Source organism: Rhizobium sp. F40D2 (genome assembly GCF_051810745.2).
Classification (GTDB): Bacteria; Pseudomonadota; Alphaproteobacteria; order Rhizobiales; family Rhizobiaceae; genus Rhizobium.
The window spans coordinates 3747729-3763413 of the sequence record NZ_CM131436.1; the positions used below are offsets into that span (position 1 = coordinate 3747729).

Annotated in this window: 17 protein-coding genes and 1 pseudogene; 6 read left to right on the forward strand and 12 right to left on the reverse strand. The window is 61.3% G+C overall.

Going from position 1 to position 15685, the window contains the following annotated elements:
* Positions 1–10 precede the first annotated feature (10 nt).
* A pseudogene (locus ACS4RS_RS18035) lies at positions 11–402 on the forward strand (MerR family transcriptional regulator).
* Between the two features lie 12 nt (positions 403–414).
* Here the strand turns inward: ACS4RS_RS18035 and ACS4RS_RS18040 are convergent.
* Together ACS4RS_RS18040 and ACS4RS_RS18045 are read right to left on the reverse strand one after the other, a co-directional pair.
* Complete coding sequence (locus ACS4RS_RS18040) at positions 415–1404, reverse strand: heparan-alpha-glucosaminide N-acetyltransferase (protein WP_449313766.1); 990 nt, start codon at positions 1402–1404, stop codon at positions 415–417.
* On the reverse strand, positions 1404–2168 hold the full coding sequence (locus tag ACS4RS_RS18045; RefSeq protein WP_439009870.1) for a DUF599 domain-containing protein: 765 nt from the start codon (positions 2166–2168) through the stop codon (positions 1404–1406). Before ACS4RS_RS18045 ends, ACS4RS_RS18040 begins: the two co-directional genes overlap by 1 nt.
* A 194-nt stretch (positions 2169–2362) precedes the next feature.
* On the opposite strand from ACS4RS_RS18045, the gene ACS4RS_RS18050 reads away from it, so the two are divergent.
* Both ACS4RS_RS18050 and ACS4RS_RS18055 read left to right on the forward strand, forming a co-directional pair.
* Complete coding sequence (locus tag ACS4RS_RS18050) at positions 2363–3766, forward strand: L-serine ammonia-lyase (RefSeq protein WP_439009869.1); 1404 nt, start codon at positions 2363–2365, stop codon at positions 3764–3766.
* Between the two features lie 190 nt (positions 3767–3956).
* Positions 3957–4394: a DUF1489 family protein gene (locus ACS4RS_RS18055; protein ID WP_439011809.1), complete on the forward strand. Its 438-nt coding sequence runs from the start codon at positions 3957–3959 to the stop codon at positions 4392–4394.
* A 49-nt stretch (positions 4395–4443) separates the two neighbouring features.
* Here ACS4RS_RS18055 and ACS4RS_RS18060 read toward each other — a convergent pair whose 3' ends face one another.
* The 7 genes from ACS4RS_RS18060 to ACS4RS_RS18090 form a co-directional block, all read right to left on the reverse strand.
* Entirely contained in the window at positions 4444–4719 is a 276-nt protein-coding gene (locus ACS4RS_RS18060; RefSeq protein WP_439009868.1) for a hypothetical protein, read from the reverse strand.
* Between the two features lie 113 nt (positions 4720–4832).
* Entirely contained in the window at positions 4833–6407 is a 1575-nt protein-coding gene (locus ACS4RS_RS18065) for an SPOR domain-containing protein (RefSeq protein ID WP_449313767.1), read from the reverse strand.
* Between the two features lie 136 nt (positions 6408–6543).
* On the reverse strand, positions 6544–7329 hold the full coding sequence (locus ACS4RS_RS18070) for a hypothetical protein (RefSeq protein ID WP_439009866.1): 786 nt from the start codon (positions 7327–7329) through the stop codon (positions 6544–6546).
* A gap of 224 nt (positions 7330–7553) precedes the next feature.
* Positions 7554–8159, reverse strand: a complete 606-nt coding sequence (locus ACS4RS_RS18075) for a transglutaminase-like cysteine peptidase (RefSeq protein WP_439009865.1) — start codon at positions 8157–8159, stop codon at positions 7554–7556.
* 367 nt (positions 8160–8526) lie between these two features.
* A complete protein-coding gene (pip, locus tag ACS4RS_RS18080) occupies positions 8527–9501 on the reverse strand; it encodes a prolyl aminopeptidase (protein ID WP_439009864.1) in 975 nt (324 codons plus the stop codon).
* 210 nt (positions 9502–9711) lie between these two features.
* On the reverse strand, positions 9712–10323 hold the full coding sequence (locus tag ACS4RS_RS18085) for a PilZ domain-containing protein (RefSeq protein WP_439009863.1): 612 nt from the start codon (positions 10321–10323) through the stop codon (positions 9712–9714).
* 123 nt (positions 10324–10446) lie between these two features.
* Complete coding sequence (locus ACS4RS_RS18090) at positions 10447–11064, reverse strand: PAS domain-containing protein (RefSeq protein ID WP_439009862.1); 618 nt, start codon at positions 11062–11064, stop codon at positions 10447–10449.
* 292 nt (positions 11065–11356) lie between these two features.
* Between ACS4RS_RS18090 and ACS4RS_RS18095 the strand changes: the two genes are divergently transcribed.
* Together ACS4RS_RS18095 and ACS4RS_RS18100 are read left to right on the forward strand one after the other, a co-directional pair.
* Complete coding sequence (locus ACS4RS_RS18095) at positions 11357–12148, forward strand: rhomboid family intramembrane serine protease (protein ID WP_439009861.1); 792 nt, start codon at positions 11357–11359, stop codon at positions 12146–12148.
* Positions 12149–12239: 91 nt separating this feature from the next.
* Positions 12240–12674, forward strand: a complete 435-nt coding sequence (locus tag ACS4RS_RS18100; RefSeq protein WP_439009860.1) for a CBS domain-containing protein — start codon at positions 12240–12242, stop codon at positions 12672–12674.
* 66 nt (positions 12675–12740) lie between these two features.
* Here ACS4RS_RS18100 and ACS4RS_RS18105 read toward each other — a convergent pair whose 3' ends face one another.
* From ACS4RS_RS18105 to folE, 3 genes are all read right to left on the reverse strand, one after another.
* Entirely contained in the window at positions 12741–13703 is a 963-nt protein-coding gene (locus ACS4RS_RS18105; RefSeq protein ID WP_439009859.1) for a patatin-like phospholipase family protein, read from the reverse strand.
* 131 nt (positions 13704–13834) lie between these two features.
* Positions 13835–14287 (reverse strand): phosphoribosyl-AMP cyclohydrolase, encoded by a 453-nt coding sequence (gene hisI, locus ACS4RS_RS18110; protein ID WP_003586336.1) that lies wholly within the window; start codon positions 14285–14287, stop codon positions 13835–13837.
* A 25-nt stretch (positions 14288–14312) separates the two neighbouring features.
* The gene (gene folE, locus ACS4RS_RS18115; RefSeq protein WP_003586337.1) at positions 14313–14927 is read right to left on the reverse strand and encodes a GTP cyclohydrolase I FolE; all 615 of its coding nucleotides are present in this window, start codon (positions 14925–14927) and stop codon (positions 14313–14315) included.
* A gap of 310 nt (positions 14928–15237) precedes the next feature.
* Between folE and ACS4RS_RS18120 the strand changes: the two genes are divergently transcribed.
* Entirely contained in the window at positions 15238–15684 is a 447-nt protein-coding gene (locus tag ACS4RS_RS18120; RefSeq protein WP_439009858.1) for an iron-sulfur cluster assembly scaffold protein, read from the forward strand.
* Position 15685: the final 1 nt, after the last annotated feature.

The following is a 15685-nucleotide window of genomic DNA, read 5'->3' on the forward strand; positions in this document are numbered from 1 at the left end:
CGGGGAACACATGCTGGTGAATAAATACTATAGCATAACGGAGCTGACGCGCGAATTCGGTGTCTCGACGCGCACGCTCCGCTTCTACGAGGACGAAGGACTGATCCATCCGGAGCGACGCGGGCGCACCCGTCTCTTCCGGCAGGCCGACCGACGGCTCATCGGGGAAATCCTGCGCGGCAGGCGCATCGGTTTCACCATTGCGGAGATCGCGAGATCATCCAGGTCTACAAGGAGCCGCCGGGCGAGCTCGGTCAGTTGAAGCTACTGATGAAGCGCGTCGACGAGAAGCGCGATGACCTGCGCCAGAAGCGCAAGGATATCGACGACACGCTGGTGGAGCTCGACAATATCGAAGAGGCCTGCCTCGGCCGGCTCGCCGAAATCGGCGTCACCACCTGAGCCGAGCTGACGTTATTCCACCTCGGCGCTGCATTCGCCGGCGATCGTCTGGACCCGCTCATCGTTTTGTACGTCGATCTCGTTCGCCTGCAGCTGAGTCAACAGGCTTTGGGCCTGCAATTTGTTCAGCGTGCACTGGCAGAAGCTGCGGCACAGCGCTTCGCCCTGTTGCATGACGCAACTGGAGTTGCATTGCTTTAGGTAAGTTTCGGTTGGATCCGGCTGCGGCGGCGGGACGAGAAGCGAAAGCCCGTAGGCGATGGCGATCAGCACCGGCTGATGGATGAGGTAGAAGGCAAGGCTGTGGCGGCCAAGCCGCGCCGGCCACCAGGAGCCGGTGCCAAGGGCGGCCAGCCGATGCGGCAGCCCGGTTCTGACGGCGATCGAGGCGCTGCTCAATCCAGCGAAGAACGGCGTTGCCCAGGGAAACAATGGCACGTAGTCGTTCGACCGATCCGGCATGACGGCAAGGCCGATCCAGGCGAGATATTTCGGATCGAAAAAGGACGAGCGCAGCAGGCCGGGCGTGCCGAAATTGTCGATGAGCCAGGCGGCCAGGAGCGCTGTTGTCACGATCAGCGTGACGGCGAGTGGCAGCCTGATGAAAACGATACCGATCAGCGTCAGCACCGCGATACAATGCAGGATGCCGAAATAGATCCACGTGTCCGGCATGGCGATGCGCGTGGCGATCGAGATGACGGCGGCGGCCGCGGCGATCATACCGAAACGCTTCCAGAAGGAAGGCCAGCGGACCTCCGGTTTGCTCGAGAGCACCAGGCTGATGCCGACGATGAAGAGAAAGGTCGTGGCGATCGCCCGGGCATAGATCTTCAGCCAGCCTGTCTCGGCCGTGCCCGGAGCGAGATAACCCATGAACTCCATGTCCCAGCTGAAATGGTAGCTCGCCATGGCGATCAGCGCTGCGCCGCGCGCCGTGTCCAACAGGCCGATGCGCGGCGGTCTTGCTGCCGCATCGGCTTTGATTGCCGGCAATGTCATCACAGTCCCTCGGGCAAATCACGTCCGTCGCTCGACGGCATGTCGCGGCGAATGGCGGAAAGGTTGAGATTCGATGGCGGGCCGGCATCCATGATCGCCAGCCGTGCCTGCGAAAAGAATTGCCGCCGCGTCAGCACGAAGATGACGATCGCTGTCGTGGTCATGAAGACATAGGCGTTGATGAACCAGCCGAGATAGCCGATCGACAGGAAAATCGCCCTGAGGCCCTCGTTGAAATTGCTGCCGGCAATGACATTCATGCGGATGACGCGTTCGGCGGCCCGCTCGGCGGCGATCATGTCGCCCTCGGCGTCGCGCAGCATCGGGATCGACCCGAACAGGATGGTGCAATAGTTGAACAGCCGGTAGGACCAGCCGAATTTGAAGAAGGCATAGCCGAAAAGCGCAGCCAGCCCACCGACCTTCATCTCGAAGACAGCATGGCCGCCATGGACGACGAACGGCAAGTCGGCGAAGATGGCGTCGACCTTCTCCGTCGCCCCAAGCAGGGCGAAGCAGCTGCCGATCGCGAAGATCGACGTCGAAGCGAAGAAGGCGGTGCCGTTCTGCAGGCCTGCCATGATCTGGGTGTCGATCATCTTCAGGTCACGGCGCAGCGAATTGTAAATCCACTCGCGGCGTCGTTCGGTCATCGCATGGGTGAGGCTGGTGCGTCCGAAGAAGGTGCGGCCATGCAGCAGCCAGGAATAGCCCATCCAGACAAAGGCAAAGAAGGCCAGAGCGATATAGTCCGCCGTCGTCATCAGTGATTCAGTCTCCGCATGAAGTGCGGCCACCTTACATATGCATCGAAATGCTGCAATGACTGGTAAGGTGGGCCTCATCGTTTTAGTGTCCAGCCACAATGTCGCATCGGCTGCATGCGATGTCGGTGGTCCGCACGGATGGAAAACCGGCGTCGCTTAAGCTTGCATCCTCGTAATCAGAAGGCATATCCATGTTTCTTTCGGTATTCGATGTCTTCAAGATCGGTGTCGGGCCATCGAGTTCGCACACGATGGGTCCGATGTCGGCCGCCAACCGGTTTCTCGCGCTGATCCTGTCGAACGAATGGCCGCGCCCGTCCTCAGGCGCGCAGGTCGTGGCCATCAAGGTCAGCCTGCACGGTTCACTCGCCCATACCGGCATCGGCCACGGCACGGGCAGGGCCGTCATTCTCGGGTTGATGGGCGAGGCGCCCGACAGCGTTGATCCCGACAAGATGGACGGTATCGTCGATACGGTGGAGCGCACCGGCCGCATTACGCCGGAGGGGCATCCCGGCTATCAGTTCCAGCCGAAGACCGACCTGATCTTCGACAAGAAACAGCCGCTGCCCGGCCATGCCAACGGCATGATATTTTCCGCTTTTGATCGGGACGGCCGGCTGCTCGTCAAGCGCATCTATTATTCTGTCGGCGGCGGCTTCGTCGTCACCGACACCGAGCTGGAACAGATGCGGGCGAAGAAGAACGCGGCCGGCGGTGCGCGCGTGCCGTATCCCTTCGCGACCGCCAGGCAGATGCTCGACATGGCGGAGCGCTCCGGTCTGTCGATCGCGCAGATGAAGCGGGCGAACGAGGAGAGCCAGCGCAGCCCGGAGGAGCTCGATCAGGGGCTCGACCGCATCTGGGAGGCGATGCGTTCCTGCATCGAGCGCGGCCTCAAGGTCGAGGGCATCATGCCGGGAGGCCTCAACGTCAAGCGCCGCGCCCGCCGAATTCACGACAAGCTGGAGGAGGAGTGGCGCAGCAACCGCGTCAACCCGCTGCTCGCCAACGACTGGCTGAGCGTCTATGCAATGGCCGTCAATGAGGAAAATGCCGCCGGCGGGCGCGTCGTCACGGCGCCGACCAACGGGGCTGCTGGCGTCATTCCGGCGACGATCCGCTATTACGAGCATTTCCATGAGGACTGGGATCAGAACGGCATCCGTGATTATCTGCTGACGGCCGCGGCCATCGGCGGCATCATCAAGCACAATGCCTCGATCTCGGGCGCCGAGGTCGGCTGTCAGGGCGAGGTCGGCTCGGCAGCCGCGATGGCGGCCGCCGGCCTTGCCGCCGTCATGGGCGGCACGCCGGAGCAGATCGAGAACGCTGCCGAAATCGCGCTCGAACATCATCTCGGCATGACCTGCGATCCGGTCGCGGGTCTGGTGCAGGTTCCCTGCATCGAGCGCAACGCGCTCGGCGCCGTCAAGGCGGTCACCGCGGCATCGCTGGCGGTCAAGGGCGACGGCCAGCATTTCGTGCCGCTCGACGCCTGTATCGAGACGATGCGCCAGACCGGCAATGACATGAGCGAGAAATACAAGGAAACGTCCACGGGCGGCCTTGCCGTCAATGTCGTCGAGTGCTGAGTTTGTGGAGTCGTGCGTTAGAGCAGTCCGGCGCTTCACGGAAACGCAGAACCGCTCTAAGTTTTTGTTTTTACGCAATTCTCGGCAAAAGCGCGCTTTGCGCTTTGCCTGGGAAAACCGCGTCACACTTTCCTGGAATTGCTTTAGATGGTTGCTTGACGCCTGCCGCCAAAAGGATTTCAACGGCGACATGGCATTGCATCTCATCAAACTCTGTGTCGGCGCCGACTCGATAGACGATCTGCGCGAATGGGTGGCGGAGCGGTCGCTCCGCGCCATCGCTGCCGGGCTCGAGCCGCATTCGGTGCACACGACGCGCATGGTGCCGAAACGCATGGAGGAGTTGCTCGATGGCGGCTCGCTTTACTGGGTGATCAAGGGGCAGGTGCAGGCGCGGCAGAAGCTGCTCGGCATCGAAACCTTTACCGACGGCGAGGGCATCTCGCGCTGCCGCCTGATGCTCGGCCCGGAGGTCATCGAGACCGCTGTGCAGCCGAAGCGTCCCTTCCAGGGCTGGCGTTATTTCACTGAGGATGATGTGCCGCGCGACCTGATGAGCCTTGGCGCCGGTATCATCGAGATGCCCGCGGACCTTCGCCGCGAGCTGACGGAACTTGGCCTGCTCTAAAGCCTGTCGCCCGAAAACGCCTCTCGGTTCTGGACTGCAGCATTAAGCTTCAGCGCAGGCGCAGTTGCACCGGCACGGTACCATCAGGCGAAGTCACATGAAGATGGATGCGGGCTTCGGGCTGGGAATAGCGCCAGGCGCGGGCGCCATGGCAAAGCAGCAGATTGATGAGGTCGCGGGTCTTCGGAGACTTCGCCTTCGGCCGCTGCAGGCCGATCTCGGCCAGCCGCATCGCCGCCTCGTGCAACGGATGCAGCGATGAACGCCCCTTGGCCGCCATGCGGCGGTCTGAAGGCATTCCCGGAACATTCTCATTGATCGCCATTGTTTTCCCCGTACGCCATACTGATCGAGTTCAAGAACGATGGCCGGAAACGCAAACACCGATTCCGGCCGTTACCGATGCCGCCGGCCATGTTGCTGGCAGCATCGAATAGCTCATTGGGCCGCCGCCCAGCACTTGATACCGGCCTTCTTCAAGGCCTTGCAGGCATTGACCGCATCGCGCTGGTCGTCGAATCCGCCGAAGCGGGCGCGGTAAAGCTGGTCACCGCCGGCGGCATAGGCGACGGCGAAAGGCTTTGCCGAGGCCAGTGCCCTGCCGCCCTTGCTCTTGGCGCTCTCCAGAAGATCCATGGCCATCTGCCGGCTCGGCGAAACACCAACCTGCACGACCCAGCCGGTCGGGCCGTTGCTGCTTGAAGCCGCGCCGGCCGAGGTTGGGGTGGTCGAAGCGGTGGTGACGTTGTCGACCGCCGGATCGCCCTGTTGCGGCTGCATGGATGCGGGTGCCGGCTTCGGCACGGTGAGCGACGCCTGCTGCTTGAAGGTCGTGGTCTTGACCTTGGTCGGCGCCGGCATCGGCTGGGCGACTAGCGGATTGTCGGATTTCGGCTGAGCGGTTTCGGTATAGGCCACTTCGGTCTCGGCGACCTGATAACGGGCATCCGGCAGCGGGCCTTTATGCGGCAGGCTGAGATCGGCAGCGGCTGCGGAAACCGGCGGCTGTGCTGCGGTGATCGTCTTTGCCACTTGCGGCTGGGCCTTCTGCGGCATGACCGGAGCCGGCGTCACGATCATCGCCGGGGCAGGGGCCGCCTCAGCGATCAGTGCCGACGATCCGCCGCGGCTCGATGCCTTCGGCAGATATGTGGCGATCAGATTGCGCATCTGGGCATCGCGGGCAGGGGTCGAGGCGCCGCCGAGCACGACGCCGACGATCGACTTACCGTCCACCTGCACGGAGCTCACCAGATTGAAGCCGGCGGCGCGGGTATATCCGGTCTTGATGCCGTCGACGCCGCGCACAGATCCGACGAGGCGATTGTGGCTGCGGATCGTGCGGGTGCCGAACTTGAAGGCGCGGGTGGAGAAATAGCCGTAATATTGCGGGAAATGCTGGCGAAGGGCGATGCCGAGACGGGCCTGATCGCGCGCCGTCGTCATCTGCGCCGTATTCGGCAGGCCATTGGCGTTGCGATAGGTAGTGCGGGTCATGCCGAGCGCATGCGCCTTGGCGGTCATCAGCTGGGCGAAACGATCCTCGCTGCCGCCGCCGAGCATTTCGCCGAGCGCGGTTGCGGCATCATTGGCCGACAGGGTGACGAGGCCGAGAATGCCCTGTTCGACGGTGATCGTGCCGCCGGCGCGAACGCCGAGCTTGGTCGGCGCCTGAGCTGCCGCATGCGCGGAAAAGGGAACGGGCGTATCGAGGCGGATGCGACCCTGCTCCAGCGCCTCGAAGGTCATGTAGATGGTCATCATCTTGGTCAGGGAGGCGGGATATTGCAGTCGGTCGGCATTCTCGCTGTAGAGAACGTTGCCGGTCTTGGCGTCGACGACGATGCCCGCATATTTCGAATTCGCGGCTTCCGCTTCGGCACTGACCGAATCAACCAGGACGACCGTGAGGGCCACCGAAAGGATCGCGATGAGCTTTGCAAAAAAGCTGCCGGATCGGGACGATGATACGGAGGAGACTGACCTTGACACTATTCCACTCTTCGCTTGCATTTCAGATATTTGGCATTCGGATTTTTGGCGTCGGGACAGCGCGCCTCCCGCAGCACAGCCCGTCTTTCGAATTTACGGATTGGGCGTTACCAATCCGTTTATGATGAATCGTTTATTTCGCTGTCTGGGGAGCATTTTAGGGACTTGTCGCAGAACGGTTCATAAGACGCGCCTCCACAAAGGTGCGGATAGCGGCATCAATATGTTCCCAGTCGTTAAGATGGCTGCTTGAGAAGCGGTAGAGCACGCTGAGATCCCTGCCGACCTTGATATCGCGCTGACAATCCCCGCTCGCCGCCTTGTCCGGGGCTGAAGGCAGGATGCAGCGCACGACGTAATCCGGCCCGCCTTTGACGGGCGCCGTCAGCAGCACCTCGTCGCCGTAACCCGCGTCGGCGCGAAGACGGTGCAGCGTCAGGCCGCCGCGGAAGGGCTCGGCCGGCCCTTCGAGCAGGTGCGAATAGATCGGCTCCAGCCGCCCGGACATGTCGCGCGACATGGTGCTTTGGGTCAGCTGCAGGAAGATCAGGCCGGAGGATTGGCCGATATCGTCGAATCGAATGTGGTTTTCCTTGCCGTAGCCCTGCATCTCAGGCCAGGCGAGGTAGAGATCGAGGCGCTCGGCCGCACCGTCATGCCTCTGACTCGGGAAGCGGATGGCATTCTCGGGAAATTTCACGGTATCGCGGCCGATGGCCAGCGTGATATCAGCCGTGCTGTCGGTGTTGCCGGCAAGCGAAATATGCCGGCCGAACCAACGACCGCCGATGCTGATGGCGACGGTCAGAACCGCCAGGACGGCAATCACCGCCATCGTGCGGATGAGAAACCCCATGGATATAAGCGGCTGCTCGTCAGGTGCGCTGTGCGCGGCATGGCTCATGGCGGTGCTTCGTGTTTCGGTCCGCCGCAGGAGGAACATGAGCCGCCGGTGCCGATGATGAGTCTGATCGGCATGATCAGACCGGCACGGTTAATAATTCGCTAAGATTTCAGGGGCATGGGGCCCCTGGGCACAAAAGCCTGTCCCAAAAAAGAGCGAGCCGTTCCCGGGACAGCGGGAACGGCTCTTGGGCGCCGGTCGGGGACGGGATGCGGGGACTGACCGGGCCGCAGGCTGCAGCCGGCATAAGCCGGCAGGCTGTTTTACTTGACGCTACCGACCGCGACAGCGCGGCCGTCCTGGAGCTTCGACCAGCGGGCCGGATTATCGGCGGACTGCCGCTTCAGGTAGGTATATTCAGTATCCGACCACAGCAGCACCTTGTTGCGCATGTTGTCGAGAATGAAGTCGCCGTGATCGGTGCGGACCGTCAGCACGGCATGGCCTTCGCCGTTCGGCTGTAGCACGACGGTGATCAGCGTGTCGGATGGCGAGAAGCCGTCTTCGATCAGCATCTTGCGCTTCAGCAGGGCATAATCCTCACAGTCGCCGACCGTCGTGGGATAGGCCCAGCGTTCTTCGACGCCGTAAATCTGCTCATCCGTCTCCGGCTGGATCGTCGAATTGACGGTGTAATTGACCTTGAGGATTTCCTTCCAGCGATCCTCGGTGAGGATGGCCGGCCCGGCATCGCCGCCGGCAAAGGAACATTCCGTCGGATTCGCCTTGCAGAATTCATAGTGCCCGATCGGCGGGCTTGCATTGCCTGCCAGGGCCATGCTGGCGGGCATCGCTTGTCCCGAACCCGCCATTGCCATCATGAGGGCACCGGCCAGAAGGCCGCCTTTGCAGATGTTTGCAATTGTCATTGCCGTCTCCCCGTAAGTTGAGGCGACAATGACACGGACGTTTTTATCTCACGGAAAATTACGCAATAGAATTAAAGGCTTAATTGATTCAAATGCCTGGAAAACTTGACTAAAAACAATCTCGAATGCGCATAAAATTCGACGCGCATTTGTCTCGAAATCGATTAAAATTGTAATTCCTGCAACAAGGCTTTGACCCGCGAAACGCTTGCATTGCCGTCCAGGCGTTAAGGATTTTCGTTGAGCCGAGTAAGGGCCGATTGCGGTCCGGCGGCGCGCAGCAGGCCGGTAATGCCATCCGGAATCGGCCGATTCTGACCCGCTGGAAAGCAGACTGTCGCTCGGATGCCAGTTTCCGCCGGCAAAATTATTTTTGATGGAGATGGCGAAATCGATCGGTGGCGGCGACGATTGCGGCGCTCATATCGGGATTTGCGGTGGAATGGGCCGCATGCGGAAGAATCCGCAGCTCGCTTTCCGGCCAGGCGCGGGCCAGTTCCCAGGCGGTGACCAGCGGCGCCTCGATATCGAAGCGTCCCTGCAACAGGATCGCCGGAATGCCTGCCAGCCGGTCAGCATTGTTCAAAAGCTGGCAGTCCTCCAGCCAGGCGCCATTGATACAATAGTGGGTGATGATGCGGGCACGCGTCAGCAAATAGGCCGGATCGGCCCAGCGGCGCGGCAACCCTTGAGGATCGGCGAGCAGGATCGAGGCCGCCTCCCAGTCATGCCAGTCGCGCGCCGCTTTCAGGCGCGTCTCGGAGGCGGGATGGTTGAGGAGACGATGATAGGCGGCAACCATGTCCTGGTCTTGTCCCTGGCTGCCCAAGGAAGCCGCCTGGCGGAAACGGTGCCATTCTTCCGGAAAAAGCGGCGCCATGCCGCGATAGAGCCAGTCGACTTCCGAGCGCCTTGTGGTGGTCACGCCTGATATGACAATCGCGGCGACACGCTGCGGATGGGTTTCGGCATAGGCAAGCGCCAGTGTCGATCCCCAGGAATTGCCGAAAACGAGCCAGGTATCGATGCCGAAGAAGACCCGCAGCCGCTCGATATCGGCGATCAGATGCCAGGTGGTATTGAGGGAGAGATCGGTTTCGGGATCGGCAGCGCTCGGCAGACTGCGGCCGCAATTGCGCTGATCGAACAGAATCATTCGGTAAGCGTCGGGATCGAAATAACGCCGCGTCGTCGTCGAACAGCCGGAGCCCGGCCCGCCATGCAGCACCAACGCCGGTCGGCCAGCCGGATTGCCGCAAGCCTCCCAATAGATCAGGTTGCCGTCGCCCGTGTCGAGCAGGCCATGATCATAGGGTTCGATTTCCGGATAGAGAGCCGACATCGTTCTGCCTGTCGCAGGTTGTTCTACTCATAATATCTATAACTGAATGGTAGGAACGACTTGCGACAGGATCTCGCTCCGGCGTTCCGAAGCCCTAATTCATTGCCGCTGGCAGATCTCTTGCTGTGAAACTCAGGCTTGTCAACAGGACCTGACCGGGTGCGCGCCCGGCAAGCGCGTTGTCGGCACCGTCACGCAATGAGCGTTCTCTCAGAGGAATTCGCGCAGCGTCTCGCGGGACTGGATCGACAGGAATTCGATCGCCACACCTTCGACGAAATGGCGTACGACGCGGCCGCGCATGTTGCCGAGCCGCACCGCAGTTCCGATCGAGGGGCGCATCTCGACGTCAACAGCGGCGCCCGACAGCGAAAGGTCCATGATACGGCAGGTATAACGCGTGCCGTCCTCGAGGGTCAGTTCGGTATTCGTATCACGTGGCGTCAGACGGTCATGGCGGCGATCTTCCGGCAGGCCGAGCTCATGTTTGTTGGCAAGCCAGGTGAGCTGGGCGGCAAGCTTCTCGCGCTTCCGCTCGGTGGCGTTGATCGACATGGTGAAGCCGCGACCATCGAGCGTCTGGACATAACCTTCTACGCGGCCGAGATGGTCGATATAGGCAACGACACGTTCGTTGGCGCGTGGCCGGCCAGGGCAGGTGACGTACATGTCGCCAGGCGACATGTCGATCACCATGCATTCGAACTCCTCGTAACTGGCAAGCATCAGCCGGCCCTGCATATTGATGGGCACACGCTGAAAAACGCCCTGTTCAGGGCGCGGCGCAGGTCTTTGCGTCTGAGCTGGCTGGAACGAGTGCATCAAAAGGCTTCTTTATGAAATCTGAGAGACCGATCATTACCCGCAATCCATTAACAGAAGGTTGTTTTGCCTCATTCGGACATAGCTGAAAACGAGTATGTCTCATGTCCCGAAACGGGACTGTCAGCGCGCCTCCGCACTCGTCAGCAGCTGCGACACCATGCGGCGCATGACCTGCCCGAAACCGGGGCTTTTGGCGGCGACGATTTCGTTGATGGGGCGCAGCTCCGCGGCTTCAGCGTTGCCGAATTTTCCGGGCAGCAGACGGCTGCGGTCGAGAGCCAGGAATTCGAGCGGCACGATCTCCAGCCAGCTCGCAGCCGCCGTGGGTGCGATTGCGCCGAGCAGCCGGTCGCAGGTGCCGCCCGGCGAGCGCAGCGGCATCATGATGATCTCGAAGGAGGCTTGATGGCCGACCGTGCTATAGCCGGTCGCATTGAACAGGGCCGGCAAGACATGGTCCATGACGCCCATCGCGGTGCGTTCGATGTCGGCGTGCTGGCCGTTGGCCCAAAGTGAGGAAAAGCGTGCGCCGCGCAGATCCCGCCCAAACAGATCGCAGATGCGGGTGCCAGCAAGCCGGAAGCCGATGTTGCCTTCCTCGCGGGTCTCGAGAATGAACAGGCTCTGGAGCAGATGGGGGACAGCGGAGGGTTCGACCTGCGCTTTCAGCGGCGCATCGGCTGCGCCCCGGATACGGTTCCAGTACTCAAAAATTTCGATGGTCGTTTGCACACGCATTTTTCACCAACCTGTCCCATTCCGGGTCATTTTCGGGCACTCATTGCCCCTACAGGCTCTACCTTGCGGATTTCATGCCAACTCGGGGCGGTTAAGGTTAAGAAAGGGTTTCGGTTGAGATGCGGTGGTTGTCGTGGCACTGTCCGCCCATCGCTTCGACTTTCGAAGTTCAGCACAACCTTCCCGGGCCGAGGGCTTTCCTTGAACTCCGGCATGCCGTCCGGCACTTCGGACGGCTTTTTTTTTGACAGGTGCTCCTGTATGGCTGTGGCCTCAACGAGGCGATACTGAAATGAATGAGCAGACGGCCGAGCCGCATAGGGCGCCCGAACCTCCCGAGGGCCTGCCGCCGGAAAAGCCGCCGCGCGTGCCGGTCTTCAACCTTCCGCCGGCGCTGTTCTTCAGCCTTTGCCTGCTTGTCGTCATCTATGCGGTGCAGGAACTCGCGCTCTCCGACGATGCGCTGAGCTGGTTGTTTTTCACCTTCGGCTTCGTGCCCGCCCGCTATGTGATTCCGCTGTCGCAGCAGGGCCCGGAGCTGTTCTGGACGCCCGTCACCTATTCACTCCTGCATGGCAGCGTCCAGCATATCGTCTTCAACGGTTTCTGGCTGATGGCCTTCGGTGCGCCGGTCGTGCGCCGCATCGGGACGATGCGTTTCGTGCTCTTCTGGCTTTTCTCGGCGGTCGCCTCCGCCGCCCTGCACGCGGTGCTGAATTGGGGAGATGTGACGCTTTTGATCGGCGCGTCGGGCGTCATTTCCGGGTTGATGGGGGCTGCCTGCCGATTCGCCTTTCCGGCCGAACGGCGGCCGATGCTGCCTGCGCATCTCAATGCCCGGCTGTCCGTCGCCGAGGCGCTGCAGAGCCGCACCGTCGTCATCTTCATGCTGCTCTGGCTGGTCGGCAACGCCCTCATCGCCGTCGGCATTCCGCTTGTCGGCGACAGTGACCAGCCCATTGCCTGGGACGCCCATATCGGCGGTTTCGTCTTCGGTTTCCTGCTGTTTTCGCTGTTCGACCGGGCGCCGCGCCCACCTGTGACGGAAGGCGCCGATACGGAGAAGGATATGTTGCAATCCTGAGCCTGTCAGTGCACCATCGACCTATCCGCGATGGGGGGAGAAACCGCCGCGGATGCCTGTGACAAGTGGATCACGGACATAGGAGGTTCGAATGACCAGTTCAGTCAAAGCAATTCTCGACCTGAAGGGCAGGGACGTTTTCACCGCCGGGCCGAACACCACCGTCGCCGAAGCGGCGGTCATCCTCAGCAAGAAGAAGATCGGCGCTATCGTGGTCGTCGGCATGGAGAACCGGATTTCCGGCATGTTCACCGAGCGCGATCTCGTGCATGCCATCGCCAAACATGGCAAGGACGGCCTCGACCAGTCGCTGGCCCAGGTCATGACCGCGAAGGTCTACCGCTGCCATGAGGAGACGACCGTCAACGAGCTGATGGAACTGATGACCAGCCGCCGTTTCCGCCACGTGCCGGTGGAAAACAACGGCAAGCTTGTCGGCATCATCTCGATTGGCGACGTGGTGAAATCGCGCATCGCCGAAGTCGAGCGCGAGGCCGAGGAGATCAAGGCTTATATCGCTGGCTGAGGTTTTCGTCCTCGTTCGAGGGATGCTGTCGCCGCGAAACGGCTGCGGGCTTGCGGATGATGTCGATCAGGGGGAGCTGGCGTAAACTTCCTGCATGCGCTTGATTTCGGGGAGTCTGGCTCTGGCTTCCTCGTAGCCGCGTTCGATCGCTTCGCCGGCCCTGTGGAATTCGGAAAGGCCGATATAACTCAGGCGCGGCTGCAGCGAAATATCCGGCGGGTCGCCGGCAAGGCGAGCGCGGGCGATCCTGTCCTGGATGATATTGAAGGCCTGCACCATGACGCCGGTCATGCCGAGACGGGCATAGGGCGCCTCTTCCTGCTTCTGCACTTCCTGCGGCGAGAGGCTGGCATTGTGCCGGACGACGGCCGAGCGGCCATAGAGATCGTAATTGAGATTGACGGCGACAACGAGCGGTTGCTCGTATGCGCGGCAGACGGAGACGGGGACGGGATTGACCAGTGCACCATCGACCAGCGTGCGATGATTGCTGCGCACCGGCTCGAAAATGCCGGGCAGGGCATAGGAGGCGCGCAGCGCCGTGATCAGCGAACCGTTGGCGATCCAGACCTCGTGACCGGTATTGACCTCGGCGGCGACAGCGACGAAGGGCCGATCGAGATCCTCGACATTCAGGCCTTCCAGATGTTCCTGCATGCGCTTGGTGAGCCGCATGCCGCCGAACAGGCCGCTGCCGCCGATGGTGAGATCGAGGAGACTGGCGATCCGGCGCATCGTCAGCGAGCGGGCGAAACTTTCGAGTTCATCGAGTTTGCCGGCGAGATAGCAACCGCCGACCAGCGCGCCGATTGAGGTGCCGGCAATCATGCCGATCTCGATTTTTGCCTCGTCGAGGGCGCGCAGCACGCCGATATGGGCCCAGCCACGGGCCGCTCCACCGCCGAGCGCCAGCGCGATCTTGATTCTCTTGACGGGTGCGGGAGGTGGGATCGTCTCGAGTGTGGTCGACATGCCGGAGCTGGAACCTTCGCCTTCAGAGCTTTGACGATGCAAATTCCAGCTCAGCATGGCGCTCTCCCCTCCCAGCAGAACACATGGTTGCCGATAGTGTGCCCGATCAGTTTCCAAATGGTATATAGAGGCGACTTCTGGCGCAATAAGGAGCAGATCCCGTGAAATTCCGGCTCCATTTTCCCGAACTATTTTCCGTATACGTCCTGCGGATCGAAATGACGCTCGTCGTCGACGATATCAAGCATCGGTTTTCCGTCCCGAAGCGTAATCGTCCGATAGAAGCAGGAGCGGCGGCCGGTGTGACAGGTGGCGTCATGACCGGCGACCTCGACCTTCAGCCAGATGGCGTCCTGATCGCAATCGGTGCGAATTTCCTTCACCGTCTGGAGATTACCCGAGGTTTCGCCCTTCTTCCAAATCTTGCCGCGCGAACGGCTGAAATAATGGGCCGTGCCGGTCTGGATGGTCAGCGCCAGAGCATGGGCATTCATGTGCGCCACCATCAGCAACTCGCCGTCGCCGGCGTCGGTGACGATCGCGGTGATCAGGCCACGGTCGTCGAAACGCGGCGTAAAGTCGCCGGCGTCTTCCAACGCCGACTTGTCCTCGGATGGTTGACTGAAGATCAATTGGCTCATCGCGGCCCTCCTGAGGGAGCCGGTATCAGCGGCTCCGCACCATGGTCATGAAACGGGCCTGATCGGCCGGCTCAGTCTTGAACGTTCCGGTAAAGGTAGTCGTCAATGTGGTCGAGCCCTGCTTCTGAACGCCGCGCATCGCCATGCACATATGTTCGGCCTCGATCATCACCGCGACACCGCGCGGGTTAAGCGTATCGTCGATCGCCCGGGCAATCTGCGCCGTCATCGTTTCCTGCGTCTGCAGGCGGCGGCCATAGATCTCGACGACACGGGCAATCTTCGACAGGCCGAGCACACGCCCGTCCGGCATGTAGGCGACGTGAGCCTTGCCGATGATCGGCACCATGTGATGTTCGCAATGCGAGAAGAACGGAATGTCCTTGACGAGAACCATGTCGTCGTAGCCGGCGACTTCTTCGAATGTGCGGCCGAGCACGTCTTCCGGCGCCATGTCGTAACCGGCAAAAAGTTCACGGTAGGATTTGACGACACGGGCCGGTGTTTCGATCAGGCCTTCGCGCGTCGGGTTCTCACCGGCCCAGCGCAGCAGCACGCGAACGGCTTCCTCCGCCTCCTGCTGGGAGGGGCGATCGGAGTCGCGGTTCGTCTGCGGAAAGTTCTTTACGATGGCGTCCATGAACAATGGTCTCCTGGTCCGCACCACGGACCGATCTGTCGGAATCGCCACTGGTCAATCCCATGCGGGAATTCATGCACCTTTGGCGGGCTCCGGGGCTTTCGAGGCGCATTCAACACCCGTCCGGCACGGTTTCCCAATCAAACTTACACGAGGCCATTGCATTTTAATGGCCTTCGAACGACATACATATAGGAAGACGGCCATCGTATGTAAGTATCCTCAGATGACACGGTGTGTTTTTTGTTTCAATAACAATAACAGCCCTTATTGAGGCCGATCCGCAGCGATTTTGGAGCGGAAATCCAACATGGACGATATCTACAACAGCAAGATCCTCGAATTCGCCGGCAATATTCCGCTGACCGGCACCTTGGCGGATGCCGATGCGAGCGCCCAGGCCTATTCGAAGCTTTGCGGCTCGAAGGTGCGGATCTGGCTGAAGATGGATGGCGACACCGTCACCGGTTTTGCCCATGACGTGAAGGCCTGCGCGCTCGGCCAGGCCTCGTCCTCGATCATGGCGCGCCATGTCGTCGGCGCTACATCGGGCGAATTGCGCCAGGCACGTCAGGACATGCTCTCCATGTTGAAGGCGGATGGAGCAGGGCCGGAGGGACGGTTCGAAGACATGCGCTATCTGCTGCCGGTGCGGGACTACAAGGCCCGCCATGCCTCGACGATGTTGACCTTCGATGCCGTCGTCGATGCGATCGGGCAGATCGAGGCGAAACGGGCGGAAGTTGTCGAGGCGTAAC